Annotated in this window: 20 protein-coding genes; 15 read left to right on the top strand and 5 right to left on the bottom strand. The window is 72.2% G+C overall.

Going from position 1 to position 25,333, the window contains the following annotated elements:
* Window positions 1-252 precede the first annotated feature (252 nt).
* The 7 genes from OO52_RS24020 (at window position 253) to OO52_RS23990 (ending at window position 10,225) form a co-directional block, all read left to right on the top strand.
* On the top strand, window positions 253-1,272 hold the full coding sequence (locus OO52_RS24020) for a rod shape-determining protein (RefSeq protein WP_014672705.1): 1,020 nt from the start codon (window positions 253-255) through the stop codon (window positions 1,270-1,272).
* 165 nt (window positions 1,273-1,437) lie between these two features.
* Window positions 1,438-2,376, top strand: a complete 939-nt coding sequence (mreC, locus tag OO52_RS24015; RefSeq protein ID WP_030648599.1) for a rod shape-determining protein MreC — start codon at window positions 1,438-1,440, stop codon at window positions 2,374-2,376.
* Window positions 2,377-2,389: 13 nt separating this feature from the next.
* Window positions 2,390-3,067 (top strand): rod shape-determining protein MreD, encoded by a 678-nt coding sequence (gene mreD / locus OO52_RS24010; protein ID WP_030648597.1) that lies wholly within the window; start codon window positions 2,390-2,392, stop codon window positions 3,065-3,067.
* Between the two features lie 131 nt (window positions 3,068-3,198).
* Window positions 3,199-5,451 (top strand): penicillin-binding protein 2, encoded by a 2,253-nt coding sequence (gene mrdA / locus OO52_RS24005; protein WP_030648595.1) that lies wholly within the window; start codon window positions 3,199-3,201, stop codon window positions 5,449-5,451.
* Window positions 5,448-6,644, top strand: coding sequence for a rod shape-determining protein RodA (gene rodA / locus OO52_RS24000; protein ID WP_030648592.1), 1,197 nt, complete (start codon window positions 5,448-5,450; stop codon window positions 6,642-6,644). Before mrdA ends, rodA begins: the two co-directional genes overlap by 4 nt.
* A 46-nt stretch (window positions 6,645-6,690) precedes the next feature.
* Window positions 6,691-8,193, top strand: a complete 1,503-nt coding sequence (locus OO52_RS23995) for a CYTH and CHAD domain-containing protein (protein WP_030648589.1) — start codon at window positions 6,691-6,693, stop codon at window positions 8,191-8,193.
* A 70-nt stretch (window positions 8,194-8,263) separates the two neighbouring features.
* The gene (locus OO52_RS23990) at window positions 8,264-10,225 is read left to right on the top strand and encodes a TIGR03960 family B12-binding radical SAM protein (protein WP_030648585.1); all 1,962 of its coding nucleotides are present in this window, start codon (window positions 8,264-8,266) and stop codon (window positions 10,223-10,225) included.
* A 371-nt stretch (window positions 10,226-10,596) separates the two neighbouring features.
* Here OO52_RS23990 and OO52_RS23985 read toward each other — a convergent pair whose 3' ends face one another.
* Window positions 10,597-10,839 carry a hypothetical protein gene (locus OO52_RS23985; protein ID WP_158712549.1) on the bottom strand — a complete coding sequence of 81 codons (243 nt, stop codon included), beginning with the start codon at window positions 10,837-10,839 and terminating at the stop codon, window positions 10,597-10,599.
* Window positions 10,840-11,303: 464 nt separating this feature from the next.
* On the opposite strand from OO52_RS23985, the gene OO52_RS23980 reads away from it, so the two are divergent.
* Complete coding sequence (locus OO52_RS23980) at window positions 11,304-12,596, top strand: vanadium-dependent haloperoxidase (protein WP_063738812.1); 1,293 nt, start codon at window positions 11,304-11,306, stop codon at window positions 12,594-12,596.
* A gap of 12 nt (window positions 12,597-12,608) precedes the next feature.
* Here OO52_RS23980 and OO52_RS52915 read toward each other — a convergent pair whose 3' ends face one another.
* Both OO52_RS52915 and OO52_RS52910 read right to left on the bottom strand, forming a co-directional pair.
* Window positions 12,609-12,833 carry a hypothetical protein gene (locus tag OO52_RS52915; RefSeq protein WP_245240320.1) on the bottom strand — a complete coding sequence of 75 codons (225 nt, stop codon included), beginning with the start codon at window positions 12,831-12,833 and terminating at the stop codon, window positions 12,609-12,611.
* Between the two features lie 38 nt (window positions 12,834-12,871).
* Window positions 12,872-13,213: a TetR/AcrR family transcriptional regulator gene (locus OO52_RS52910; RefSeq protein WP_234339645.1), complete on the bottom strand. Its 342-nt coding sequence runs from the start codon at window positions 13,211-13,213 to the stop codon at window positions 12,872-12,874.
* Between the two features lie 184 nt (window positions 13,214-13,397).
* Here OO52_RS52910 and OO52_RS23970 point away from each other — a divergent pair, with 184 nt between their 5' ends.
* Window positions 13,398-14,003, top strand: a complete 606-nt coding sequence (locus OO52_RS23970) for an ATP-binding protein (RefSeq protein WP_063738811.1) — start codon at window positions 13,398-13,400, stop codon at window positions 14,001-14,003.
* 62 nt (window positions 14,004-14,065) lie between these two features.
* On the opposite strand, the gene OO52_RS52145 is transcribed toward OO52_RS23970, so the two are convergent.
* Entirely contained in the window at window positions 14,066-14,797 is a 732-nt protein-coding gene (locus OO52_RS52145; protein WP_030648574.1) for a hypothetical protein, read from the bottom strand.
* Window positions 14,798-15,082: 285 nt separating this feature from the next.
* On the opposite strand from OO52_RS52145, the gene OO52_RS23960 reads away from it, so the two are divergent.
* Window positions 15,083-16,216 carry a tetratricopeptide repeat-containing glycosyltransferase gene (locus OO52_RS23960; protein ID WP_234339643.1) on the top strand — a complete coding sequence of 378 codons (1,134 nt, stop codon included), beginning with the start codon at window positions 15,083-15,085 and terminating at the stop codon, window positions 16,214-16,216.
* A gap of 17 nt (window positions 16,217-16,233) precedes the next feature.
* On the opposite strand, the gene OO52_RS23955 is transcribed toward OO52_RS23960, so the two are convergent.
* The gene (locus OO52_RS23955) at window positions 16,234-17,439 is read right to left on the bottom strand and encodes an alpha/beta hydrolase family protein (protein WP_030648569.1); all 1,206 of its coding nucleotides are present in this window, start codon (window positions 17,437-17,439) and stop codon (window positions 16,234-16,236) included.
* A 161-nt stretch (window positions 17,440-17,600) separates the two neighbouring features.
* Here OO52_RS23955 and OO52_RS23950 point away from each other — a divergent pair, with 161 nt between their 5' ends.
* The 5 genes from OO52_RS23950 to OO52_RS23930 all read left to right on the top strand — a co-directional run.
* On the top strand, window positions 17,601-18,200 hold the full coding sequence (locus tag OO52_RS23950; protein WP_030648566.1) for a hypothetical protein: 600 nt from the start codon (window positions 17,601-17,603) through the stop codon (window positions 18,198-18,200).
* A gap of 37 nt (window positions 18,201-18,237) precedes the next feature.
* The gene (locus OO52_RS23945; RefSeq protein WP_030648563.1) at window positions 18,238-19,350 is read left to right on the top strand and encodes a hypothetical protein; all 1,113 of its coding nucleotides are present in this window, start codon (window positions 18,238-18,240) and stop codon (window positions 19,348-19,350) included.
* Window positions 19,351-19,396: 46 nt separating this feature from the next.
* The gene (locus OO52_RS23940; RefSeq protein WP_030648561.1) at window positions 19,397-20,173 is read left to right on the top strand and encodes a TIGR03936 family radical SAM-associated protein; all 777 of its coding nucleotides are present in this window, start codon (window positions 19,397-19,399) and stop codon (window positions 20,171-20,173) included.
* Between the two features lie 262 nt (window positions 20,174-20,435).
* A complete protein-coding gene (locus tag OO52_RS23935; protein WP_199819950.1) occupies window positions 20,436-25,052 on the top strand; it encodes an Rne/Rng family ribonuclease in 4,617 nt (1,538 codons plus the stop codon).
* Between the two features lie 146 nt (window positions 25,053-25,198).
* A partial coding sequence (locus OO52_RS23930; RefSeq protein ID WP_030643188.1) for a sugar phosphate nucleotidyltransferase occupies window positions 25,199-25,333 on the top strand: 135 nt, incomplete at its 3' end.

Raw genomic sequence — 25,333 nt, 5'->3', positions numbered from 1 at the left:
GCCGCGGAGGAGGTCCGGGAGCACGCCCGGACCTCACCGGCACAGTCCTGGCATTTGAGGGAACGAGCGCCCCCGAACGCCCGTCTCCACAAGCGGGGCGGCACGCCATCTGGTGACAATGGCGGAGACCCTCGCGCAGTGTTCGTGCAGGCGCGTTTACGATGGAAGCCTTCACGTCACAGCACCCGCCTCGCCGACCTGACATGCCCTCAAAGGCTCAGGGAGGCCAGATGAATCCGGATGGGGAACTCAATGTCGTTCATCGGCCGTGACATGGCTGTCGACCTCGGGACCGCCAACACGCTGGTGTACGTCAGGGGTCGCGGGATCGTACTGAACGAGCCGTCCGTCGTGGCGATCAACACCAACACGGGTGGGATCCTCGCGGTCGGTGCCGAAGCGAAGAAGATGATCGGCCGGACGCCGGGCAACATCGTGGCGGTCCGTCCGCTGAAGGACGGCGTCATCGCCGACTTCGAGATCACCGAGCGGATGCTCCGCTACTTCATCCTGAAGATCCACAAGCGGCGGTATCTGGCCCGGCCGCGGGTCGTCGTCTGTGTGCCCTCGGGCATCACGGGCGTCGAGCGCCGGGCGGTCATCGAGGCGTCCTCCCAGGCCGGCGCCCGCCAGGTGCACATCATCGAGGAGCCCATGGCCGCCGCCATCGGCTCCGGTCTGCCGGTTCACGAGGCCACGGGCAACATGGTGGTGGACATCGGCGGCGGCACCACGGAGGTCGCGGTCATCTCGCTCGGCGGGATCGTCACCGCCCAGTCCATCCGCGTCGCCGGCGACGAACTGGACAACGCGATCATCCAGTACATCAAGAAGGAGTACAGCCTCCTCCTGGGTGAGCGCACGGCGGAACAGATCAAGATCACGATCGGCTCGGCGTACGACCTCGACACCGACGAGCACACCGAAGTCCGCGGCCGGGACCTGGTGTCCGGGCTGCCGAAGACCGTCGTCATCTCGGCGGCCGAGGTCCGCAAGGCGATCGAGGAGCCGGTCAACGCGATCGTGGACGCGGTGAAGACCACCCTCGACAAGTGCCCGCCGGAGCTGTCCGGCGACATCATGGACCGCGGAATCGTTCTGACCGGTGGCGGAGCCCTGCTGCGCGGGCTCGACGAGCGGCTGCGGCGGGAGACCGGCATGCCGATCCACATCGCCGAGGACCCGCTGGACAGCGTCGCGCTCGGCTCCGGCAAGTGCGTCGAGGAGTTCGAGGCGCTGCAGCAGGTCCTGGACGCCCAGCCGCGCAGATGACGTAACTCTTCGATTCCGCCGTACGAGACGTTCTCCTCTCGTGCGGCGGATCGTTGATATAGAGGCATAAGCTCCCGCAAACGGGCCTCTTGGGTCGCGCCGCAGCATGCGCGTCGACCAGGGGTCCGACGAATTCCTACTTGAGGAAGGGCACGGCCGCCGCACGTGAGGGACACGAAAGAGAGCCGGCTGCTCCTGGTCCTGCTGGTCGCCATTGCGTTCGCGCTGATCACGGTGGACATCCGCGGAGGCCGGAACTCCCCGGTCGACGGTGCCCGGCACGCCGCCGCGGCGGTGTTCGGCCCGGTCGAGAACGGACTGTCCTCCGCGGTGGACCCGGTGGGCAACGCCGTCTCCGCGATCCGCGACTCCGGCAGCCGGCACGACCGGCTCGCCGCACTGGAGAAGGAGAACGCGGCCCTCAAGGCCAAGCTCGGCAGCGACGACCGCAACCGCAGCCGCCTGCGGCAGCTCGACAAGCTGCTCAAGGTGGCCGGCGAGGGGCAGTACGGCATCAAGGGCGCCCAGGTCATCGCCATAGGATCGGCCCAGGGCTTCTCCTGGACCATCACCATCGACGCTGGCGCCGACGACGGCATCAAGCGGGACATGACCGTCCTGAACGGCGACGGCCTGGTCGGCCGGGTCACCACCGTCGGCCCCAGCACCTCCACCGTGCTGCTCGCCAACGACCCCGACTTCACCGTCGGCACCCGCATGGAGGCGGGCGACGAACTCGGCTTCGCCTCCGGGCAGGGCGACCGCCCGCTGCGCGTGGAACTGCTCAACGGCAAGGCGGAGGTGAAGAAGGGCGACCGGCTCGTCACCTTCGGCTCGCAGGCCGACAAGCCGTTCGTGCCCGGTGTCCCGGTCGGCGTGGTCTCCCGCGTCGACCCCTCCGGCGGCGGCCTGACCCGCACGCTGTACGTCACCCCATACGTCAGCTTCACCAAGCTCGACATCGTCGGCGTGGTCGTGGCGCCACCGAAGAGCGACCCGCGGGACACCGTCCTCCCGGCCAAGCCGAAGCCGGTCCCGACGCCGACGGTGACCGTGACGGTCACCCCGTCGGCCGACGCCCCCGCCAACGACGAGCAGCAGTAGGAGCTGTATCCCCATGCGTGTCAACCGGATCCTGCTCTCCACCGCGCTGGTCGTCGTCGCCCTGGTGATCCAGGTGAGCGTCCTCGCCCGGCTGCACCTGCCGGGCGCCGTCCCCGACCTGCTGCTGCTCACCGTCCTCGGCCTGGCGATGGTCTACGGCCATGTCGGCGGCGCCCTCGTCGGTTTCGGCGCCGGTCTCCTCGCCGACCTGGCCCCGCCGGCCGACCACGCGGCCGGCCGGTACGCGCTCGTGCTGTGCGTCATCGGCTACTTCGCCGGACTCATCAGGCCGGAGAACGGCCGGCTGAAGTCGGCGACCGGCCCGATGGCCGTCGTGGTCGCCGCCGCCATCGGCTCCACCCTGCTCTACGCCGGGGTGGGCGCCCTGGTCGGCGACACCGCCGCCCGCCATGTCGGCCTGTCCGGGCTGCTGTTCTCCGCCGCCCTGTACGACCTGCTGCTCGCCCCGTTCGTGGTGCCCGGCGTGATGTGGCTGGCCCGCCGCGCCGACAACGACCCGCTCACCGAGACCGGGCCCGCGGCCAAGGCCGGGGACATCTCCTCGGGCTGGCTCTCCTCCGGCACGGGCCTGCGCATCGGCAGCCAGCGCAGCGGTCTGGGCGTCCTGAAGGCCAAGGCGCGCACGCGCTCCGCCCGGGCCGGCCGCATCAAGGGGGTCAAGCGGCTGTGAGGGGCGGGGAGTTCCACCCTGACGAGTTCACTCGAACGGGTCAGCGTTCCTGGAACGCGGGTTCACAGGCTGGTCGTTCATCATTCGTACGCGTTCTCGCACAGGCGCACTGAGAGGGGGAGGCAGCCGCAGTGACCAACATCCCCGAGACCGGTCGGACCCCACGGGTCCAGATCCGGCTCGTCGTGATCCAGATCCTCGTTCTCTCCCTCCTCGGTACGCTCGGCGGCCGGTTGTGGTACTTGCAGATCCGGGAGGGCGCGGAGTACCAGAAGGAGGCGTCCGGCAACCACGTCCAGCAGGTCGTCGACCCGGCCGTGCGCGGCGACATCCTGGACGCCCGGGGCGTCCCCCTCGCGGACAACGAGACCCGCCTGGTGGTCTCCGCCTCCCGCACCGACCTGCTGAAGCAGAAGGACGACGGCAAGGCCGTCCTCACCAAGCTGGCCGGCGTCCTCGGGATGAGCCCCGAGGAGGTCATGCAGAAGGTCCGGCTGTGCGACGCCAAGACCCCCCAGCCCTGCTGGAACGGCTCGCCGTACCAGCCGATCCCGATCACCGACGAGGCCACCGCCAAGCAGGCCCTCCAGATCCGCGAGCGCTCCGAGGACTTCCCCGGCATCACCGCCGAGCCCGAGGCCGTCCGCCGCTACCCGGGCCCCGGCAAGTCCAACACCGCGCAGGTGCTCGGCTACCTCTCGCCCGTCACCGACGCCGAGATCCAGCAGGCCAAGGACACCGACTCCCCCTACCTGCGCTCCGACATGGTCGGCCGCTCCGGCCTGGAGCGGACGTACGACAAGATGCTGCGCGGCAAGGCGGGCGTCACCCGCTACGAGGTCGACAACCTCGGCCGGGTCATCGGCAAGGCCAAGTCGGACGCGGCCGAGCCCGGTTCGAACCTGGTCACCAGCATCGACTCCCGCGTCCAGCGGGTCGCCGAGTACGAGCTGGACAAGGCGATGAAGGCCGCCCGCAAGCAGTTCGACAAGATCACCGGCACCAACTACAAGGCCGACTCCGGTGCCGTCGTGGTGATGGAGGCCAAGACCGGCCGGATCGTCGCCATGGCCTCGGCGCCGACGTACGACCCGAACGTCTGGGTCGGCGGCATCTCCGCCAAGGACTACAAGGCCCTCACCGGCAAGGACTCGGACTACCCCCTGCTCAACCGGGCCATACAGGGTCAGGCCGCCCCGGGCTCCACGTTCAAGGTGGTCTCCACGGCCGCCGCGGTCGAGGCCGGCTACGACTTCGACGGCCGCTACCCCTGCACCAGCTCCTACTCGGTCGGCAGCCAGGTCTTCAAGAACTTCGAGGGCGAGAGCTTCGGCCCGATCCCGCTCGGCCGCGCCCTGGAGGTCTCCTGCGACACCGTCTTCTACTACCTGGCCGACAAGGAGTGGAAGAAGGACGGCGGCATCAACCCGAAGAAGGGCCAGCCGAAGGACTACTTCTACAAGGCCGCCCACCAGTTCGGCCTCGGCAGGGAGACCGGCATCGACCTGCCCAACGAGGTCACCGGCCGCGTCCCCGACCGCCAGTGGAAGCAGGCGTACTGGAAGGCCAACAAGGACGCCTGGTGCAAGAGCGGCAAGAAGGACGGCTCCTACGTCGAGAAGATCGCCTACGAGAACTGCCTCGAGGGCAACAAGATGCGTGAGGGCGACTCGATCAACTACTCCATCGGCCAGGGTGACACCCTCGTCACCCCGATCCAGGAGGCCGTGATCTACGGAGCCGTCGCCAACGGCGGCACGATGTACCAGCCCACCATCGGCAAGGCGATCATCAGCGCCGACGGTAAGACCGTCCAGGAGATCAAGCCGAAGAAGCGGGGCAGGCTGCCCGTCAGCCAGGCCACCCTCAAGGGCATGAACGACGCCTTCGCGGGCGTCATCACCCGCGGTACGGCGGCCTGGAAGTTCGGCGGCTGGCCGCAGGACAAGATCCCGCTGCACGCCAAGACCGGTACGGCCGAGGTCTACGGCAAGCAGACCACGTCCTGGCTGGCCACCTACTCCAAGGACTACACGGTGATCATGACGATCGCCCAGGCCGGTACGGGTTCCGGCGCCTCCGGTGAGGCCGTGCGCAACATCTACAGCGCGCTCTACGGCGTCCAGGGCGACGGCTCCATCGACGCCGGGAAGGCACTGCTGCCCGAGCCGCAGAAGGGCCTGCCCAAGGTCCGCACGGACGGCACCATCACCGCCCCGAAGATCACCGGCGACCCGGCGAAGGACGCCGAGGCCGCCCAGAAGAACAACCCGACCAACGGCGACGACCAGCAGCCCGCGGGTACCACGCCCCCGCCCACCTCGGGCAACCGCGACACCCGCAGGCGGCCTCGCAGGAGGGGAAGCCGGAGGATGCCCTCATGACCGGCGCGAACAGCTTCTCCGTCTCCGGGTACGGCCCCGAGCGGGCCGGCTGGACCAGGATCTTCGCCCGCGACTCGCTCACCCGCAGGCTGGACTGGCCGATACTGCTCGCGGCCACCGCCCTGTCCCTGCTGGGCTCCCTGCTGGTGTACTCGGCGACCCGCAACCGCACCGAGCTGAACCAGGGCGACCCGTACTTCTTCCTGATCCGGCACCTGATGAACCTCGGCATCGGGATCGCCCTGATGATCGGCACGGTCTGGCTCGGCCACCGCGCCCTGCGCAATGCCGTGCCGATCCTCTACGGCCTGTCGGTGTGCCTCGCCCTGGTGGTCCTCACCCCGCTCGGCGCCACGATCAACGGCCAGCGCAACTGGCTGGTCATCGGCGGCTTCTCGCTCCAGCCCGCCGAGTTCCTCAAGGTGACGATCATCCTGGGCATGGCCATGATGCTGGCCGCGCGGGTGGACGCGGGCGACAAGCCGTACCCCGACCACCGGACCGTGTTCCAGTCCCTGTGCCTGGCCGCCGTACCGATCCTGATCCTGCTGCTCATGCCCGACCTCGGCTCGGTGCTGGCCATGGTGGCGATCATCCTCGGCGTGCTGCTCGCCTCCGGCGCCTCCAACCGCTGGGTGTTCGGTCTGCTCACCGCCGGTGTCATCGGCTGCATCGCGATCTGGCAGCTGCACATCCTGGACGAGTACCAGATCAACCGGTTCGCGGCCTTCGCCAACCCGGACCTGGACCCGGCCGGTGTCGGCTACAACACCAACCAGGCCCGCATCGCCATCGGCTCCGGCGGACTCACCGGGGCCGGGCTGTTCCACGGCTCGCAGACCACCGGCCAGTTCGTGCCCGAGCAGCAGACCGACTTCGTGTTCACGGTCGCGGGGGAGGAGCTGGGCTTCGTCGGCGCCGGCTTCATCATCTTCCTCCTCGGGGTCCTGCTGTGGCGCGCCTGCCGGATAGCGCGTGACTCGACCGAGCTGTACGGGACGATCGTCGCCGCCGGGATCGTGGCCTGGTTCGCTTTCCAGTCCTTCGAGAACATCGGCATGACCCTCGGCATCATGCCGGTCACCGGTCTGCCCCTGCCGTTCGTGTCGTACGGAGGCTCGTCCATGTTCGCGGTGTGGGTCGCGGTGGGACTCCTGCAGTCGATCAAGGTGCAACGGCCCATGTCGGCGTAGGCGGCGCCCCCTGCCGAACGGGCGCCCCGGACACTAGATTCGGTGCATGGCGGATGAGAAACGCGAGATCGAGCGCAAGTACGAGTCCGACGACAGCGGGCTGCCCGACCTGACCGGCGTCGGCGCGGTGGCGGCCGTCCTGGACAAGGGCCTGATGGAACTCGACGCCACGTACTACGACACCGTCGACGAACGCCTGGCAGCCGCCGCACTCACCCTGCGCCGCCGCACCGGCGGCGCGGACGCCGGCTGGCATCTGAAGTTCCCGGTCGCCCCCGGAGTCCGCGACGAGATCCAGGCCCCGCTCTCCGACACCGTCCCCGAGGAGATCGCGGCCCTCGTCCGCTCCCGCGTCCGGGACGCCGAGCTCGTCCCGCTGGTCCGGCTGCGCTCCGCCCGCGATGTCCGGCACCTCGTCGACGCCCGGGGCGCGCTGCTGGCCGAGGCCAGCGTCGACGCCGTGACCGCCGAGCGGTTGAGCGGCAAGGGCGGGGTCGCCCAGTGGACCGAGATCGAGGTGGAACTGGCCGACGGCGGCGACCCGGCCCTCCTGGACCAGGTGGAGAAACGGCTGCGCAAGGCGGGCGTGCGGCCGTCCCCGTCGCCGTCGAAGCTGGCCCGCGCCCTGGAACAGACAGCCGGCGGCAGGCCCCGGAAGAAGGCCGGGCCCCCGCCGCCGGTGACCGCCGGTGACCATGTCCTCGCCTACCTCCGCGCCCAGCGGGACGCGCTGGTCGAGCTGGACCCCGCCGTCCGCCGCGACCTGCCCGACTCCGTGCACCGCATGCGGGTCGCCACCCGCCGCGCCCGCAGCACCCTGCGCACCTTCGGCGCCGTCCTGGACCGCACCGTCACCGACCCCGTCGCCGCCGAGCTGAAGTGGCTCGCCGGCGAACTGGGCGTCGACCGCGACCAGGAGGTGCTGGCCGACCGCCTGACCGCCGCCCTCGACGCACTCCCGGACGCCCTGATCGCCGGCCCCGTCCCCGAGCGGCTGGCCGCCTGGTCCCGGGCCCGGCAGGGCGGCTCCCACGCCCACCTCACCGGCGTGCTGGACTCCCGCCGCCATCTGGCCCTGCTGGACGCCCTGGACGCCCTCCTCGCGGACCCGCCGCTGCGCGAGGCGGCCGGCCGGAAGCCGGGAAAGGCGCTCGCCAAGGCCCTGCGCAAGGACGAGAAGAAGCTGACGGACCTCGTGGAGCACGCGCTGGCGCTGCCGCCGGGGCAGGACCGCGACCTCGCCCTGCACGAGGCCCGCAAGAAGGCCAAGCGCACCCGCTACGCCGCCGAGGCCGCCACCGAGGCGCTCGGTGCCCCCGCCCGCGCCCTCACCAAGGCCATGAAGTCCCTGACCACCCTCCTGGGCGACCACCAGGACGGCGTCATGGCCCGCCGCACCCTCCGGGAACTCGCGGCGGTGGCGCACGCGGCGGGGGAGAGCGCGTTCACCTACGGGGTGCTCTACGGCAGGGAGGAGGCGCGGGCGGCGGCGACCGAGGCGGAGCTGCCCGGCCGCTGGAGGGGGATCAGGTCCGGGACGGTTCGCTGAGCGTTCGGGGGAGGCCGTCGGGCGGGTTAGGCTTGATGGTCCCCCCTGTCAGCTCATGAAGGTTCGCGAGATGCCTGTCGAGTCGGTTTTCCCGCAGCTCGAAGCTCTGCTCCCGCACGTGCAGAAGCCGATCCAGTACGTCGGCGGAGAGCTCAATTCCACGGTCAAGCCGTGGGACGAGTGCGACGTCCGCTGGGCGCTCATGTACCCGGACGCGTACGAGGTCGGACTGCCCAACCAGGGCGTCATGATCCTCTACGAGGTCCTCAACGAGCAGGAAGGGGTCCTCGCCGAGCGCACCTACAGCGTGTGGCCGGACCTCGAGGCGCTGATGCGGGAGCACGGCGTCGCGCAGTTCACGGTGGACAGCCACCGCCCGGTGAAGGCCTTCGACGTGTTCGGCATCAGCTTCTCCACGGAGCTGGGCTACACGAACATGCTCACCGCGCTGGACCTGGCCGGTATCCCGCTGGAGGCCAAGGACCGCACGATCGACGACCCGATCGTCCTGGCCGGCGGTCACGCTGCCTTCAACCCGGAGCCGATCGCCGACTTCATCGACGCGGCGGTCATCGGCGACGGCGAGCAGGCCGTCCTCGACATGACCCGGATCATCCGCGAGTGGAAGGCCGAGGGCTGCCCCGGTGGCCGCGAGGAGGTCCTCTTCCGTCTCGCGAAGACCGGCGGGGTCTACGTACCGGCGTTCTACGACGTCGAGTACCTTCCCGACGGCCGTATCGCCCGCGTGGTCCCGAACAAGTCGGGCGTCCCGTGGCGCGTGTCCAAGCACACGGTCATGGACCTGGACGAGTGGCCGTATCCGAAGCAGCCGCTGGTGCCCCTCGCCGAGACGGTTCACGAGCGGATGTCGGTGGAGATCTTCCGCGGCTGCACGCGCGGCTGCCGCTTCTGCCAGGCGGGCATGATCACCCGCCCGGTGCGCGAGCGCTCCATCACGGGCATCGGCGAGATGGTGGAGAAGGGCCTCAAGGCGACCGGCTTCGAGGAGGTCGGCCTGCTGTCGCTGTCGTCGGCCGACCACTCGGAGATCGGCGACGTCGCCAAGGGCCTCGCCGACCGCTACGAGGACGACAAGATCGGTCTGTCCCTCCCCTCCACCCGCGTCGACGCCTTCAACATCGACCTGGCGAACGAGCTGACCCGCAACGGCCGCCGCTCGGGTCTGACCTTCGCCCCGGAGGGCGGTTCGGAGCGCATCCGCAAGGTCATCAACAAGATGGTCTCGGAGGAGGACCTGATCCGGACGGTCGCCACGGCCTACGGCAACGGCTGGCGCCAGGTGAAGCTGTACTTCATGTGCGGCCTACCGACGGAGACCGACGACGACGTCCTTCAGATCGCCGACATGGCGACCCGCGTCATCCAGAAGGGCCGCGAGGTCTCGGGCTCGAACGACATCCGCTGCACGGTCTCGATCGGCGGTTTCGTCCCGAAGCCCCACACCCCCTTCCAGTGGGCCCCGCAGCTCTCCGCCGAGGAGACGGACGAGCGCCTCGCGAAGCTCCGCGACAAGATCCGCGCCGACAAGAAGTACGGCCGCTCCATCGGCTTCCGCTACCACGACGGCAAGCCGGGCATCGTGGAGGGTCTGCTCTCCCGCGGCGACCGGCGCATCGGCGCGGTCATCCGCGCGGTGTACGACGACGGCGGCCGCTTCGACGGCTGGCGCGAGCATTTCTCCTACGACCGCTGGATGCGCTGCGCCGACAAGGCCCTCGCCCCCTACGGCGTGGACGTCGACTGGTACACCACCCGCGAGCGCACCTACGAGGAGGTCCTGCCCTGGGACCACCTCGACTCCGGCCTGGACAAGGACTGGCTCTGGGAGGACTGGCAGGACGCCCTCGACGAGACGGAGGTCGAGGACTGCCGCTGGACCCCGTGCTTCGACTGCGGTGTCTGCCCGCAGATGGACACCCACATCCAGATCGGCCCGACCGGCAAGAAGCTGCTGCCCCTCACGGTGAAGAACGCGGGACCGACGCCGGCTGCGAGCGGTCACACGCACTGAGGTGAGCGAGGCGCTCGATCGGGTGGTGGAGGCGCTGAAGGGGGTGAGCGAGGAGGAGGCGGCCGCTGTGTCGGCTGCGGTCAGCGCTTCGCGTCATCACCCGTCGGCGCCTTCGGCCTCGTCTCGCGCACGGACGTGAGTGAGGCCCCCGACCGGGTGGTGCGGGCGCATGGGGTCCCCCGACGCCCTGGGTCACGACGAGTTTCCTCGCACCGGCCGGAGCAGTGGGCGCAGACCGTCGGATGCGGCCGGCAGGGCGGCCGGGAAGAGGGATCCTGTCCCTGTTCCAGACCGCCCTGCGTTGGGTGGAGTTGACATGTGCGGTTGTGCGGTTGCGCGGTCGATAGGCAGGAACTGCCGCTATCCGTGCGTCAGTTGCAGAAGTTGAGGATGGGGAGGAGGCCGTTGCCGCACTGGAACTCGTCGCCGCCGCCCCCGCCGCCGTGGCCGTAGGCTGGGGTGGCCTTCGTGACGACGTGCGCAGCGGGCGTCGCTGCCACGGCGGACGTGGCCGTCGCCACACCCGTCGCACATACGATGCCCACGGCGGCGCTCACCGCGAATACTCGCGGAATCCGGGAAACGGCCTTCTTGGAGTGAGGTGTTGTGTTCATGAACTCACCATGCACACCCCCGCGACCAGTTGCTCGCCGAGCGCATCCGAGCGGGTGAGCCACCCTCGGGCCCGGATCAGAACGCGCTTTTGGGGGGCCACGCCGGCGTGGGCCGACCGTGATCCACGGCACGCCGCTCAGTGAGTCCGTGCGGTGGAGGAAGGAGCGCGAGGTCCCAACCAGCCCGTGCGGAGGGCGGATTGACTTCCCGGGCCCGCAATATCTCACGCACGGCAAGCGGACCAGGCCGTTACGCGATCCAGGATCCCGGTCAGCAGACCGTCCGCGAGCGGATGCATGTCGGCGTTCGGCGGCGCGTTGTCTTGCTCACACACCGGGCCGCTGTTACGCCTTGGGCACCCCCCGACTCCAGGGAGCACGCCGTGCCTCAAGAGCCCCCTCTTGCCGTTCCTCCACGTTCGTCTGTCCGGTCGATCCTCTGTGCCGTCGCGGCCGTCGCTCTTATGGCGCTCACCGCCGCCGCACCTCCCCCCGACGCGGACACCCGGGCCGCGGCGGATCCGGCGGCCGTGGTCCGCGAATGGAACGCCATCGCCACCGACACGATCACGACCAGCCTCGGTCCACGCCCCTCCGGGCAGGTGGCGATCTGGGAGGGGTTCGTCTCCGTCGCCGTGTACAACGCCGTGGTCGGGATCGAAGGCGGCTACGACCTGTACAAATGGCACGGGCGCGGTCCGGCCGGGGCGTCCTCCGCGGCGGCCGCCGCCACCGCGGCCCACGACGTGCTGCTCACCTACTTCCCCGCGTTCGAGGAGCGGCTCGACACCGCCTACGCGGACTCGCTCGCGGCGCTCCCGGCCGGTCGGGCCAGAGACCGGGGCGTCGACTACGGGAAGCGCGCCGCCGCCCGCGTCATCGAACTCCGGGAAGGGGACGGCAGGTTCGCGGACGTTCCCTTCACCGCGTCCCCGGCACCGGGGGTCTGGCGGCCCACCCCGCCCGCGTTCCAGCCCTTCATCGACACCTGGCTCGCCAGGCTCCGCCCGCTCCTGCTCGTCTCCCCGCGGCAGTTCCGCCCCGGCGCACCACCCGCCCTCTCCTCGGCCGCATACGCCGAGGACGTCCAGGAGCTGAAGGTCATGGGTGCGAAGACCGGCTCGGGCAGGAGCGCGCGGCAGACCGAGACCGCCCTCTTCTTCAGTGGCAACCTGGTCGAGCAGGTCCAGACAGCCGTACGGGACCACGCCGCCCGGCACCGGCTCGGCATCGCCGAGACGGCCCGGCTCTTCGCGGCGGTGAACGCGTCGGCGACCGACGCCGTGGTCACCGCGTGGGACTCCAAGCTCCACTACGGCTCCTGGCGGCCGATCACCGCCATCCGCCTCGCCGACACCGACGGCAACCCCGCGACGACGGCGGACCCGGCCTGGGAGCCGCTGCTCCCCACGCCACCGCACCCGGACTACGTCGCCGGCCACACGACCGTCGCCGCTGCCGTGGCACGCGCCCTGACCGGTGTTCTCGGCACCTCGCGCATCGACCTCCGTGTCCACTCCGAGGTCACCGGCACCACGCGGTTCTACGGGTCCGCCGAGGACCTCGACCGGGACGTCGTCGACGCCCGTGTGTGGGGCGGCGTCCACTCCCGTACGGCGGACGTGGCCGGCTGCCGGGCCGGCACCCGCGTGGCCGCCTGGGCGCTGGACCACTACTTCCGGCCGGTCGCCAAGGACGGCACCCAGCCGCACCCGCCGAGGCCGGCCGAGCCGGGGTGCGGCGACGACGCCGACTGAATCACAGCGGCTTCACCGCCCTCCCGCTGTCGACCATCCGGATTCCAGGGCGTCCAGGAGGGCGTGGAAGGCCGCGTCCGCCCGTTCCCAGTGCCCGTCCGCGAGGGGGGCGATCAGGAGGCCGAAGGAGGCGTCGGTGAGGAGGGTGGCGTGCGTCCGGGCCAGGTTCTCGTCCATGCCGAGGCCACGGAAGACGGAGGCGAGCAGGTCCGTCCATTCGGTGACGACGTCGCGCATGACGGGTCCGTAGCGGTCAGGGTGGAGCACGCTGGCACTCATGACCTCCAGGAAGAGGGGCAGCGCGGCGCGCACGTCGGGCTCGCTGAACCGTCGCCACAGTTCTTCCATGAAACGTCGCAGGCCGGCGACGTCCGCGGGGGGCCGACCGTCTCCAGCAACGCGCGGGTGCGCAGGAGGGGGCGCCGTTCGTAGAGGGCGAGTGCCTCGGCGACCATGCGCTCCTTGGTGCCGAAGTAGTACAGGAGCATGCGGTCGCTGGTGCCCAGAGACTGGGCCAGCGGGCGCAGGGAGAGGTCGGTGAGGCCGTTGCGCATGACGTAGGCGCGGACGTGGTCGAGGAGCGCGCGTCGTTTGGCCGGGTCGGGTGGGCGGGGCATGCGGGCTCCTGAGCACGTGACGGACGTTCCAGATGACCCCGTTTCGTTACTTTTTTACCTGTCTTTACCGTAGCACCCATTACGTCTATATTTGAGTGTAGCGGCCGCTACATGAACGCGCGTGGCCGAACCTGGCGCGTTCACCGGCGGCCGGCCACCACCCGCCCCGGAAAGACTGATCGTCATGGCCGCTCACGTCATCGCCGCCCCCCTCGCCCTGCGCTCGCAGGGCCGGTCCCCCCGCAGTGCCGCACCGTCGTGGTTCACCAGGCAACGGGCTCTGTGGACCCGCACGCTCGCACCGCTGCGGCAGTTGGAGGCCCCCCGCGGCCGGGCCACCGCCTGGGATGCGTCCTGGCCCCTGCGGCGGGAGCCGACCTCGGTGCGCCGAGCCCGGCGGCTGGTGACGGCGCAACTGGCCGAGTGGGCTGTGGGTGACCTCGTCGACGCCGCGGAACTGCTGGTCAGCGAGCTGGTGACCAACGCGCTGCGCCACACGCGGGGTCCGCTCAGGCTCAACCTCCGGCTGCGCGAGGGACGGCTGTTGTGCGAGGTCGAGGACACCGAGTCCGCCGGCCCGGTACGCGTCGTCGCCGGACCGGACGCCGAGGGCGGCCGGGGCACGGAACTGATCGACATGCTCGCGGACGCCTGGGGCAGCACGCGGACGGCCACCGGCAAGACCGTCTGGTTCGAGCTGTGGTCCGGGGACCGGCTCCCGGCCGCGCCGGCGTCCTGGTGGGATCGGGACGGATCCTCGCCCTTGAGCACCGCGCAGCCGGCCGGCTGACGGGCCGGTGATCGGGCGAGCCTCCTCCCGCGGGGAGGAGGCTCGGGTGCGGCGGGGCCGCGCTAGCCGTTGACGGCGTCCGGGGTCGGGGAGTGCTGGAGGACCCAGGGGCTGGTGCAGGTCAGGATGGGATGGATCGGCGGCGGGGGCGGGGAGCTGGTTTCCGAACAGGTCGTTTCCCAGACCTGGCCGCTCGTGGTCAGTACGTCGATCTTGACACTGTTCGGACCGTTGCTGTGTTCGTTGATGGCGACGCCGCAGGCCGTGCTCGGATAGTTGGGCAGGTTGCTGAGGTCGGTCCACAGGAAGCCGGGCACGGCACCGCTGATGTCCCGGATGCCCGCGTAGGTGCGGCCGCCGGTGAGCGCGGCCCGCAGCTCGTAGTCGTTGTTGAACTGGACGGCGTCGATGTCGGAGCACGGCCCGCCCGGTCCGGTGGGGCCGGTCGGACCCGTGGAGCCGGTCGGCCCGGTGGGGCCGGTCGAACCCGTGGGACCGGTGGGACCTGTCGGGCCGGTGGGGCCGGTCGTCGGGCACGAGCCGTCCTCCCCGCCGGTGGCGCGGGGGGACGTGGCCGGCGCCTTCGGGGTGTGGTGGGAGTGGCCGTCGCATCCCTCGCCGCCCGCCGTGCGGGCCGTGACGGCCGCCCGGCCGCTCGTGCTCTGTGCCGCCGCGGCGGCGGGGCCGGCCACTCCGGCCGCGAGGACCAGGGCGAGCGAGGCCAGCATCCCGGCCTTCCTGATCCCGTCCCGGGCCAGCGGTCCGAGCGGGGACGTCCTGTGGTCAGGACTCATAGTCGTGCTCCTTGACTCGAAGCGGTCCGGGTGGGGTCCGGACTCTTGTCCGGGGGAGATCCCGGACTCCAGTGCGAGCGTGACCCGAACTTTCGAGACCGGCCGATTCGTACGGGCCAAAAGGGGCCTCTTATCCCCAAGTCGGGCGAATCCATGCCGTCTGATGGGTCATTGTTTACCCTCTGTCACCCGATCGCCCCATCGCACGGCCATTCGGGGCTCCCCGGCACCGGCTCCGCGCGTGGAACGGCGGCCCGGCGAGGAGCATGTGCCACATTGGCCGCCGTGAAGCCGCAGACCCTGTGCCTGTGCATGATCGTCAAGAACGAGTCCCTCGTCATCGAGCGCTGTCTCACGTCGGTACGGCCGCTCATCGACACCTGGGTCATCTCCGACACCGGGTCCACCGACGGCACCCGGGAACTGATCCGCAAGGTGCTGGACGGCGTCCCCGGCGAACTCGTCGAGGAGGAGTGGGTCGACTTCGGGCACAACCGCACCAGCAACATCCGCCGGGCCCGCGGCAAGGCCGACTACCTGCTCACGCTCGACGCCGACCACGTACTGCGCCAGGACGCCCCGCTGCCGAGGCTCACCGCGACGTCGTACATGCTGCGCTACGACACTCCCGGTACCCAGCACCGGTTCAAGCACCTCATGAGCGGCGACCTGGAGTGGCGCTACGAGGGCGTCACCCACGAGTACCCGTGCACCGACGGGCCCGACACCCAGGAGAACCTGGACGCGCTGGTCATCGAGGACCACGCCGACGGCGGCTGCCGCGCCGAGAAGTTCGAGCGCGACGCGCGGCTGCTGCGCCGCGAACTCGACCGGGACCCGGACAACCCGCGCACCGTCTTCTACCTGGCCAACACCGAACGCGACCTCGGGCACGCCGAGGAGGCCGTCGCCCTCTACGAACGCCGCGCCGCGATGGGCGGTTGGCCGGAGGAGGTGTACGTCTCCCTGCTGGAGTCCGGGATCCTGCGGGCGGAGCGCACCGACGACTGGCCCGGGGCGCTGGACGCGTTCAGCAGGGCCTGGGAGGCGCGGCCGCAACGCCTTGAAGCCGTCTACGAGTTGGCGTCCAGGCTGCGGGCGAAGGGCAGACACCGCACCGCGCACGCCCTCCTCTCCCAGGTGATCGGCCGGCCGGAACCCGACGACCTGCTCTTCACCCGGTCCTGGGTGTACCGGTGGGGGCTGCTGTTCGAGTTCTCCGTCACCGCCCACTGGGTCGGCGACCACACCGCCGCCGTACGCGCCTGCGACCTGCTGCTCGCCCTGCCGGACCTGCCGGAGGCCATTCGCCAACAGGTCATCGCCAACCGGCACTTCTCGGCACCGCACGTCACCTCCGGCCCCGGGCCCGCCGCCCCCGGGCGACGGCAACGACCCCGCCGAAGCCGCAAGAGGTGACGCGTCCGGGCACCGGGCTAGAGCGCGCCCAGGACCGTGTCCAGCCAGTCGAAGACCCGCTGTTCGAACAGGGCCCGGCCCATCGGCTCGCAGTGCAGATGGGCCCCCTCCTCCTCGGTGAAGCGCACGAGCTGCTTCGGCCCGGGCAGGAGGTCGTACAACTCCCGTGAGGCGCCCGGCCAGAACTGTTCGCCGTCCGGGTCGGTGATCAGCAGCGGGGTGGTGATCCGTCCGGCGACGGGCGTGACGTCGTACCGGGACACCTCGGTCAGCAGGGCGAACGGCGACTCGATGCCGTACGGCTTCGCCCGCCAGCGCCACGTCGCGGCCAGCGCCGGGTCCTGCTTCAGCCCCTCCCCGACGTAGCCGTCGAAGGCCTCGCGGTCACCGGACTCCCACAGGGCGCGCAGGTCGGGGCCGAGGTTCCGCCACCAGCTGTCCGCGACGCGGACCACGCCCGGGTCGGCGACCGCGGCGGCGATCCGGTGCTCGAAGGCCAGCGTGCGCGGCACCCAGTAGCCGGCCTGGCTGATGCCCGCCAGGGCGATCCGCCGGGGGTCCACGTCGGGTCGGGAGAGGAGGAAGTCCACGACCGGGGTGATGACCTTCTCCCAGTCGGGCCGGAAGGTGACGCCCCGCTCGAACAGCATCGACTGCTGGCCCGGGCCGTCGAAGAGCAGGACGCGGTGGCCACGGGCCACCGCCGGGGCGCCGAGCAGCGTCCAGGCCGAACTGATCGGGCCGTCGCTGCCGTTGTTGGCGATGAGTGTGGACAGCGGTCCCGAGGCGCCGGGCGGGCTGACGAGATACCCGGGCAGGGACGTGTCCTCGTACGGGATCGAGACCGGCTCGGCGGGCGGGTCCCAGGCCCGCAGGAAGCGGTCGAAGCACGCCCGGTGCTCGGGGAACACCTCCGCCAGCCGCTCCTGCGGACCGGCGACCGCGTCGACGCCCACCAGGGCGGTGCCGAGATATCCGGCGGCCCGCAGCCAGCCGTCCCGCGCGCTCACCGCCATCCCCTCGGCCGCGCCGCGGTCGGCCTGCTCACGGACCCTTCGGGCCAGCCGCGTCCAGGCCCCGAACCACGTCTCCGCGTCACCGTCCGCCACGGCGGAGGCGGTGGCCAGCACCTCGCCCACATCGGCGCCCCGTCGCCAGGCCGAGCCCAGCGCGATCAGGATCTCGTAGTCGAACTGGGCGTTCTCGCTGAATCGGTAGTTCATGGCGGTTCCCGGGCAGGTCGCAGCGGCACCCCTCCACCGTCCGGACCGCATGTTCACGCTAGGGGTCTTCCGCCGGGACCGCACGACGGGCGCCGGGCGGCCATCCGGCGGCACGATAGGAGGAAGCGGGGGTGGCCGCGCGACCCGACGGGAGGCCTCCCATGGCTCAGCAGACGGCGACGACGACCCCGGTCAGGAAGCCCGTCAGCACCGGCGGCGTCTTCTTCTCCTTCGCCCCGTGGATCATCTTCGGCGTGGTCGCCGGCCCCAGCACCTGGGAGTACGCGGCCCTCGCCGCCCTGGTCGCCTCGATCGTCCTGTCGGCGCAGGACATGCTGCACGGCAGACTCCGCGTCCTCGACGTGACCGGCATCGTCTTCTTCGCCGTCCTCTCGGTCCTGGCGCTGGCCCTCGACCGCGGGGAACTCGCCTGGCTGGAGACGTACGCCCAGGTCATCTCGAACGGGCTGGTGGCCGCCGTGGCGCTCGGCTCGCTGCTCACCGACCCCTTCACCGCGCAGTACGCCCGCGAACAGACACCCCGGGAGTTCTGGGACTCGCCCGTCTTCCGGCACATCAACCGGGTGCTGACGGCCCTGTGGGGCGTGGCCTTCGCCCTGATGACGGTCTCCACCTGGCTGGCCGTGCGGTACCCGGCCCAGGACGACTGGTTCAACTGGGTCGTCCCCATCGCCCTGCTGGTCGTGGCCGTGAAGTTCACGCAACGCTATCCGGAGTCCTACAAAGCGCGCGTGACCTGACCGGATCCGAACGGGCGGTCGGCGCGTCTACGCCTGTATGGACCTCCAGAAGCCGCCGCCCGCGTCCCACCAGCCCGAAGGGTGCCTCGTCGTCGCGGTCCGCCTGCCGGTGCGGATCGTCGTCCTGGTGCTGGTCGTGCCGGTGCGGATGGTGTGGGACGCGCTGGTCGTCACCGGGCGGTTTCTGCGGGACACCGTGCTCAGGCCGCTCGGACGGGCCCTGCTGTGGGCCGGCCGGGCGGTGTTCGTGTGGCCGTTCGTGGGCCTGTGGCGGTACGTCCTGGTGCCCGCCGGCTGGGCGCTCGGCCGGCTCGGCAAGGTCCTCCTCGTCATACCGGCCGTGTGGCTCCACCGGCACGTCCTCACCCCCGTCGGCCACGCCCTCGCCCGGCTGGCGCGCGGGGCCGGCGCCGGGCTCGCGTGGGTGTACGGGCGCGTGCTGACCCCGGTCGGGCACGCGGTGGCCTGGCTGCTCAAGGGCGTCGGCGTGGTGCTGGCCGCCCTCGGGGCCGGGGTGTACACGGCCGTCGCCTGGCTGCTGCGGTACCTGCTCGTCGTACCCGCGCGGTGGCTGTACACCTGGGTCCTCGCTCCCGTGGGCCGGGCCGTCGCCTGGTGCGCACGGGGGCTGGCACGGCTGCTGGGACTGCTCGTCACCGGTGCCGGTCTGGCCCTGTACTGGACCGCCCGCGTCCTGCTCGTGCTGCCGGCGCTCGCGCTGTGGCGCTGGGTGCTCGCCCCCGTCGGCCGGTTCCTCGCGGTCGTCGCGCGCGAGGTGGGGGAGGCCCTCGGACACGCCTGGCGGGTCGCCGGGCGGATCTCCCTGGCCGTCGGGCGCGCGCTGGGGACCCTCTTCCGGTGGATCTTCGTGGAGCCGGTGCGCTGGCTGTACCGGACCGTCCTCACCCCGGTCGGACACGTCGTACGGGACGCCGTCCTGCGGCCTGTCGCCGAGGGCCTGCGCGCGGTGGGCCGGGTCTCTCGGGAGGCCCTGGCCACGGCCCGGGACACCGTGCGGCAGGCCCGCGCGGACTTCCGCCGGATGCTGTTCGGCGAGCCCCGGCAGCCGGCCGCGGTGGACCGGCGGGAACCCGCCGCCCGCGACACACGTACTCTTGGTAGGAGTACGACCGCTCTCACGAAGGACTAGGACACTGGGCAAGCGACAGCCCGAAGGCCCGCCGCCCGCACCCGCGGTGCAGCGCATCCGACTGCGCTACACCAAGCGCGGCCGCCTGAGGTTCACCAGCCACCGAGACTTCCAGCGCGCCTTCGAGCGTGCGCTGCGCCGCGCCGAGGTGCCCATGGCCTACTCGGCCGGGTTCACGCCGCATCCGAAGGTGTCGTACGCCAATGCCGCACCCACCGGCACGGGCAGTGAGGCGGAGTACCTGGAGATCGCGCTCACCGAAGCGCGCGATCCCGAGACCCTGCGCGTCCTCCTCGACGAGTCGCTGCCCGCCGGCCTCGACGTCGTCGAGGCGGTCGAGGCGCGGACCTCGGGCCTCGCCGACCGGCTGACGGCCTCCGTATGGGAGCTGCGGCTGGACGGCGTCGACCCGGTCGACGCCGAGCGCGCGGTCCAGGCCTTCGCCAAGGCCGACGCCGTCGAGGTGCAGCGGATGACCAAGAACGGCGTCCGCACCTTCGACGCCCGCCCGGCCGTGGTGAGCCTGGAGACGCACGGTGCGCCGGCTGATAGGCCGACCGACCAGCCCTGTGCGATACTGCGGCTGGTTGTTCGGCACGTGACGCCTGCCGTACGACCCGACGACGTCCTGTCCGGTCTCCGCGCCGTGGCCGACCTGGCGCCGCCGGTCCCCGCAGCGGTGACCAGGCTGGCGCAGGGGCTGTTCGATGAAGAGACCGGCACGGTGACCGACCCGCTCGCGCCCGACCGCGAGGCTGCCGGGGCCCTGACGGCCCAGCCGGCCGCCGCCGCGACGGCGCCGACGCCGGAAGGTCCCGCGTAGGGACGGACGTCGTAGCGCCGCCCTCGTACTCGGGAGCCACCTGGGTCGGGCAGCGCACCGACCAGAAGACTTTCGCCAGGCCGTACCGACAAGGCGTACGGAACCGGCGAGACAGGACACAGAGTGCTCCCGTGCGGCGCCCGCGCCCCGGACGGCGGCCATCGCGCAACGCGCGGGCCGCGGACGTCAACGGCGGACGGTCCCTTGGGACCGGTGCCGGACCAGGTGCGGCGCCCGGGAGCCTGACGGGAGAAACGCCCGCATGCTCGAACCGACCGAACCCACTGAGGGTTCCGAACTGAACACTCCGAGCGACACCCTGCCGCCGCGCAGGCGTCGCCGTGCCGCCTCTCGCCCGGCGGGCCCGCCCGCCGCGGCGGCGGAGGCGCCCGCGGAGGTCACCGTGCCGGCCATACCGGTCGCGGAGACCGACGAGGTCACCGAGGTGACCGAGGACGTCGGCGAGGCCACCGAGACCGGCGAGATCACCGAGGCCGAGGGAACCGAAGAGGTTGCCGCCGCGGAGGCCGCCGCCCCCGCCGAGGAAGCCGCCCCGGCCGCGCGTCCGCGGCGCCGGGCGACTCGCCGGGCGTCCGCGCCCGCCGGTTCGCCCGCGTCCGGCGAGGCCGCCGAGACCGTCGTACCGGCCGAGCCGGAGAAGACCGCCGCCGTCCCCGAGGCCGGCGAGGTCGTCGTCGGCGAGGAGGCCGCGCCGCGCCGCACCCGGCGCCGGGCCACGCGCAGCGTGTCGGCGCCGACCGCCGGTGCCGCCGAGTCCGGTGTGGCCGCCGAGGCCCCGGTCACGGCAGCCGCTGCCGCCGAGACCGCGCCCGCCGCCGAGACCGCGCCCGCCGCCGAGACCGCGCCCGCCGAGGAGGCCGCTCCCGCGCGTCCGCGTCGTCGTGCGGCCCGCCGGGCGTCCGCGCCCGCTGGCGCGCCGTCGTCCGCCGAGGCCGCCGAGACCGTGGTCCCGGCCGCCGCGTCCACCACGGCGGCCGCCGCCGAGGCCGAGACCACGCGGGAACCCGCCGCGGAGGCCGCCGCCCCCGCCGAGGAAGCCGCTCCCGCCGCGCGTCCGCGTCGCCGGGCCACCCGCCGGGCGTCCGCGCCCGCCGGCGCCCCGACGGGTGCCGAGGAGGCCCCCGCCGCCGCTCCGGCCGCGCAGCCGGAGGCCGCCGTGTCCGAGGCGCCCGCCGCCGAGGAGGCTCCGGAGGCCCCCGTGGCCGAGGAAGCCGCTCCGCGCCGTACCCGTCGTCGTGCCACGCGCCGGGTGTCCGCGCCCGACACCACGCCCGACGCCGAGGAAGCGGTGGAGACCGTGGAGGCAGCGGAGGCCGTGGAGGTCCCCGCCGCCACGGAGCCGAAGGCCGCCGAGGAGGCTCCGGAGGCCCCCGTGGCCGAGGAAGCCGCTCCGCGCCGTACCCGCCGTCGTGCCACGCGCCGGGTGTCCGCGCCCGACACCACCCCTGCCACCGAGGACGCCGCAGAGGCCGAGGCCGCGGTGGCCACCCACACCCCGGAGGTCCCCGCGACCACGCACACCACCGAGCCGGCCGCGGCCACCCAGCCCGCCCAGGCTCCGCAGGCTCCCGCACCGCCCGCCGAGGCCGAGGCCGGGGCGCCGCGTCGGGCCCGGCGCCGGGTCGTCCGCGCCGCGTCCGGGTTCGCCGCTCCGCGGGCCGCCGAGGCGGAGGAGGCCGAGGCCCCGCGCCGGCCCGCCCGCCCCGCTGTCGCCGTCTTCCAGGCGCCGGTGTTCACCGAGCCCCAGTTCCAGACCCCGGAGCGGGCCGCCGCCGAGGCGGCTGCCGAGGCCGCCGAGGTCGACGAGGCCCCCGAGGCGGACGAGACCGAGGAGTACGCGGAGGAGCGCGTCGAGACCGGTGGCCGCAGGCGCCGGCGCCGCCGTGGTGCCGCCGCCGAGGAGAGCAGGCCGGTCGAGCCCGCCGCCGAGACCGAGGAGCCGGAGGACGCCGAGGACGCCCCGGAGGCCGCCGAGGACCTCGCCGAGGGCGAGGAGGGCGACGAGACGGAGGGCGCCGAGGGCTTCGAGGAGTCCGGCTCGCGCCGTCGCCGCCGCCGTGGCGGACGCCGTCGCCGGCGCGGTGACGCGGCCGACGGCGAGTCCGGCGAGGGCGTGGACGGCGACGCCGAGGAACTGGCCGCCGAGCAGGCCGCGCAGGACGCCGAGGACACCGCCGAGCAGGAGGAAGAGGACGCCGAGGAGGCGCGTGGCGAGGAGTCCGGTGGCTCCAGCTCCAGCAGCCGCCGGCGCCGTCGCCGCCGCCGTCGGGCCGGTGACACCTCCGTGGACGCCGAGCCGTCCGAGGACGACCCGGAGCGCACGGTCGTCAAGGTCCGCGAGCCGCGCAAGCCCAGCGAGCCGTCCGACGAGGTGCAGTCCATCAAGGGCTCGACCCGTCTGGAGGCCAAGAAGCAGCGCCGCCGGGAAGGCCGTGAGCAGGGGCGCCGGCGTGTTCCGATCATCACCGAGGCCGAGTTCCTGGCCCGCCGCGAGGCCGTCGAGCGCGTGATGGTCGTCCGTCAGCACGGCGACCGCACGCAGATCGGCGTCCTCGAGGACGGTGTGCTCGTCGAGCACTACGTCAACAAGGAGCAGTCGACCTCGTACGTCGGCAACGTCTACCTGGGCAAGGTCCAGAACGTGCTGCCGTCGATGGAGGCCGCCTTCATCGACATCGGCAAGGGCCGCAACGCGGTCCTGTACGCCGGTGAGGTCAACTTCGAGGCGCTCGGCATGGCCAATGGGCCGCGCCGGATCGAGTCCGCGCTCAAGTCCGGCCAGTCCGTCCTCGTGCAGGTCACGAAGGACCCGATCGGGCACAAGGGCGCGCGGCTCACCAGCCAGGTCTCCCTCCCCGGGCGCTACCTCGTGTACGTCCCCGAGGGCTCGATGACCGGCATCAGCCGCAAGCTGCCCGACACCGAGCGGGCCCGGCTGAAGACCATCCTCAAGAAGATCGTCCCCGAGGACGCGGGCGTCATCGTGCGCACCGCCGCCGAGGGCGCGAGCGAGGACGAACTGCGCCGGGACGTCGAGCGGCTGCAGGCGCAGTGGGAGGACATCCAGAAGAAGGCCAAGAACGGCGGCAACGCGCCGACGCTGCTGTACGGCGAGCCGGACATGACCGTCCGGGTCGTGCGCGACATCTTCAACGAGGACTTCTCCAAGGTCATCGTCAGCGGTGACGAGGCCTGGCAGACGATCCACGGGTACGTCTCGCACGTCGCCCCGGACCTGGCCGGCCGGCTGTCGAGGTGGACCTCCGAGGTCGACGTCTTCGCCACCTACCGGATCGACGAGCAGCTCGCCAAGGCGCTGGACCGCAAGGTCTGGCTGCCCAGCGGCGGTTCGCTGGTGATCGACCGGACCGAGGCGATGGTCGTCATCGACGTCAACACCGGCAAGTTCACGGGCCAGGGCGGCAACCTGGAGGAGACGGTCACCAGGAACAACCTGGAGGCGGCCGAGGAGATCGTGCGCCAGCTCCGGCTGCGCGACCTCGGCGGCATCATCGTGATCGACTTCATCGACATGGTCCTGGAGTCGAACCGGGACCTGGTGCTGCGCCGCCTGCTGGAGTGCCTGGGCCGCGACCGTACGAAGCACCAGGTCGCGGAAGTGACCTCGCTGGGCCTCGTCCAGATGACCCGCAAGCGCGTCGGCCAGGGCCTGCTGGAGTCGTTCTCCGAGACCTGTGTCCACTGCAACGGGCGCGGTGTCATCGTCCACCTGGACCAGGCGACCGCCAACGGTGGCGGCGGCAAGCGCAAGAAGCGCGGCCGGGGCGCCGAGGCGCCGGAGCCCGCGCACGAGCACGTGCACGAGACCGCCGCCGTGGCCGTGGAGACCGGCGAGGCCGTCGAGCCCGAGGTGGAGACCGCCGTGGAGGTGGCCGCCGAGGCCGCCGAGCCGGTGGCCCTGCCGTCACCCGAGTTCGCGCCCGACGAGGAGCTGTACAGCAGCGTCGCCGAGGCCGAGGCGGCGGCCACCCGTGGCCGTTCGCGGCGCCGGGCGAGCCGCCGGGTGTCCGCTCCGGCGGGCGCGCCGAAGGCGGAGAAGGCCGGGCGGGCGTCCAGGGCCGAGAGGGCCGCTGCGAGCGAGGCCGCCGGGACCGAGCAGACCGCCGCGGCCGAGCAGGCCGTGGAGGCCGCGGTTCCGACCGCTCAGGACGTCACCGCCGAGGAGGCGGCGGCGCTCCCGGTGCGGCCGGAGCCGGCCGTCGAGGCGCTGGCCGAGCCCGTGGCCGCCGAGGACCAGGTGGTTCCGGCGCCGCAGGCCGAGGCCCCGGCCGCCGAGGAGGCCGCGCCCAAGGGCCGTACGCGCCGGCGGGCGACCCGGAAGGTGTCGGCCCCGGCCGGCTCTCCCGCGGGCGCCGAGGCCGCCGTGGTGACGGTGTCCGAGACCGCGCCCGTCGCGGAGGCCCCGGCGGAGCAGCCCGCTCCGGTCGCCGAGGCTCCGGCGGAGGGCGAGAAGCCGGCGGAGGCCGTGAGCGCCGCCGCCCCGGCTCGTCCGCGCCGCCGCGCGGTGCGCAAGGCCACCGCGCCGACCGCGCCCGAGGAGGCGGCCGTCGTGGTCGTCCCGTCGGCCACGGCGGAGGAGGCCACCGAGGCCCCGGCCGCCGAGGCTCCGGAGACCGGGGAGACCGCCGAGGAGGCCGCGCCGGCCAAGAAGACCGCCCGCAAGACGGCGGCCAAGAAGGCCACGGCGAAGAAGACGGCCGCCAAGAAGACCGCGGCCAAGAAGACGGCCGCCAAGAAGACGACGGCCAAGAAGACGGCGAAGACCGCCAAGACGGCCGCCGCGAAGTCGACGGCGAAGAAGACCACCACGGTCTCCACCGCCGCGGACGAGGACTGAGCCTCGTCCCACCGGGTGTGGTCCTGTCCCTTCGGGCAGGGCCACACCCTCTTGTCGGGGCCTTGGAGCGAGTTCTCCCCGGGTGCCCGAGCCGGGTCACGACGTACAGTGCCTCGGCACAGCTGAAACAAAGGAGAGAAACCGCGATGATAGGCCTCGTACTGGCTGCCGGCGCCGGGCGCCGTCTGCGCCCCTACACCGACACCCTCCCCAAGGCCCTGGTGCCGGTGGGTCCCGAGGGCGCGGAGGAGTCGCTGACGGTCCTGGACCTGACCCTGGGG

Source organism: Streptomyces flaveolus, from assembly GCF_000716535.1.
Lineage (GTDB): Bacteria > Actinomycetota > Actinomycetes > Streptomycetales > Streptomycetaceae > Streptomyces > Streptomyces flaveolus_A.
Note: the sequence above shows the minus strand (reverse complement) of the source record. Positions and strands in the feature narration are given on the sequence as shown.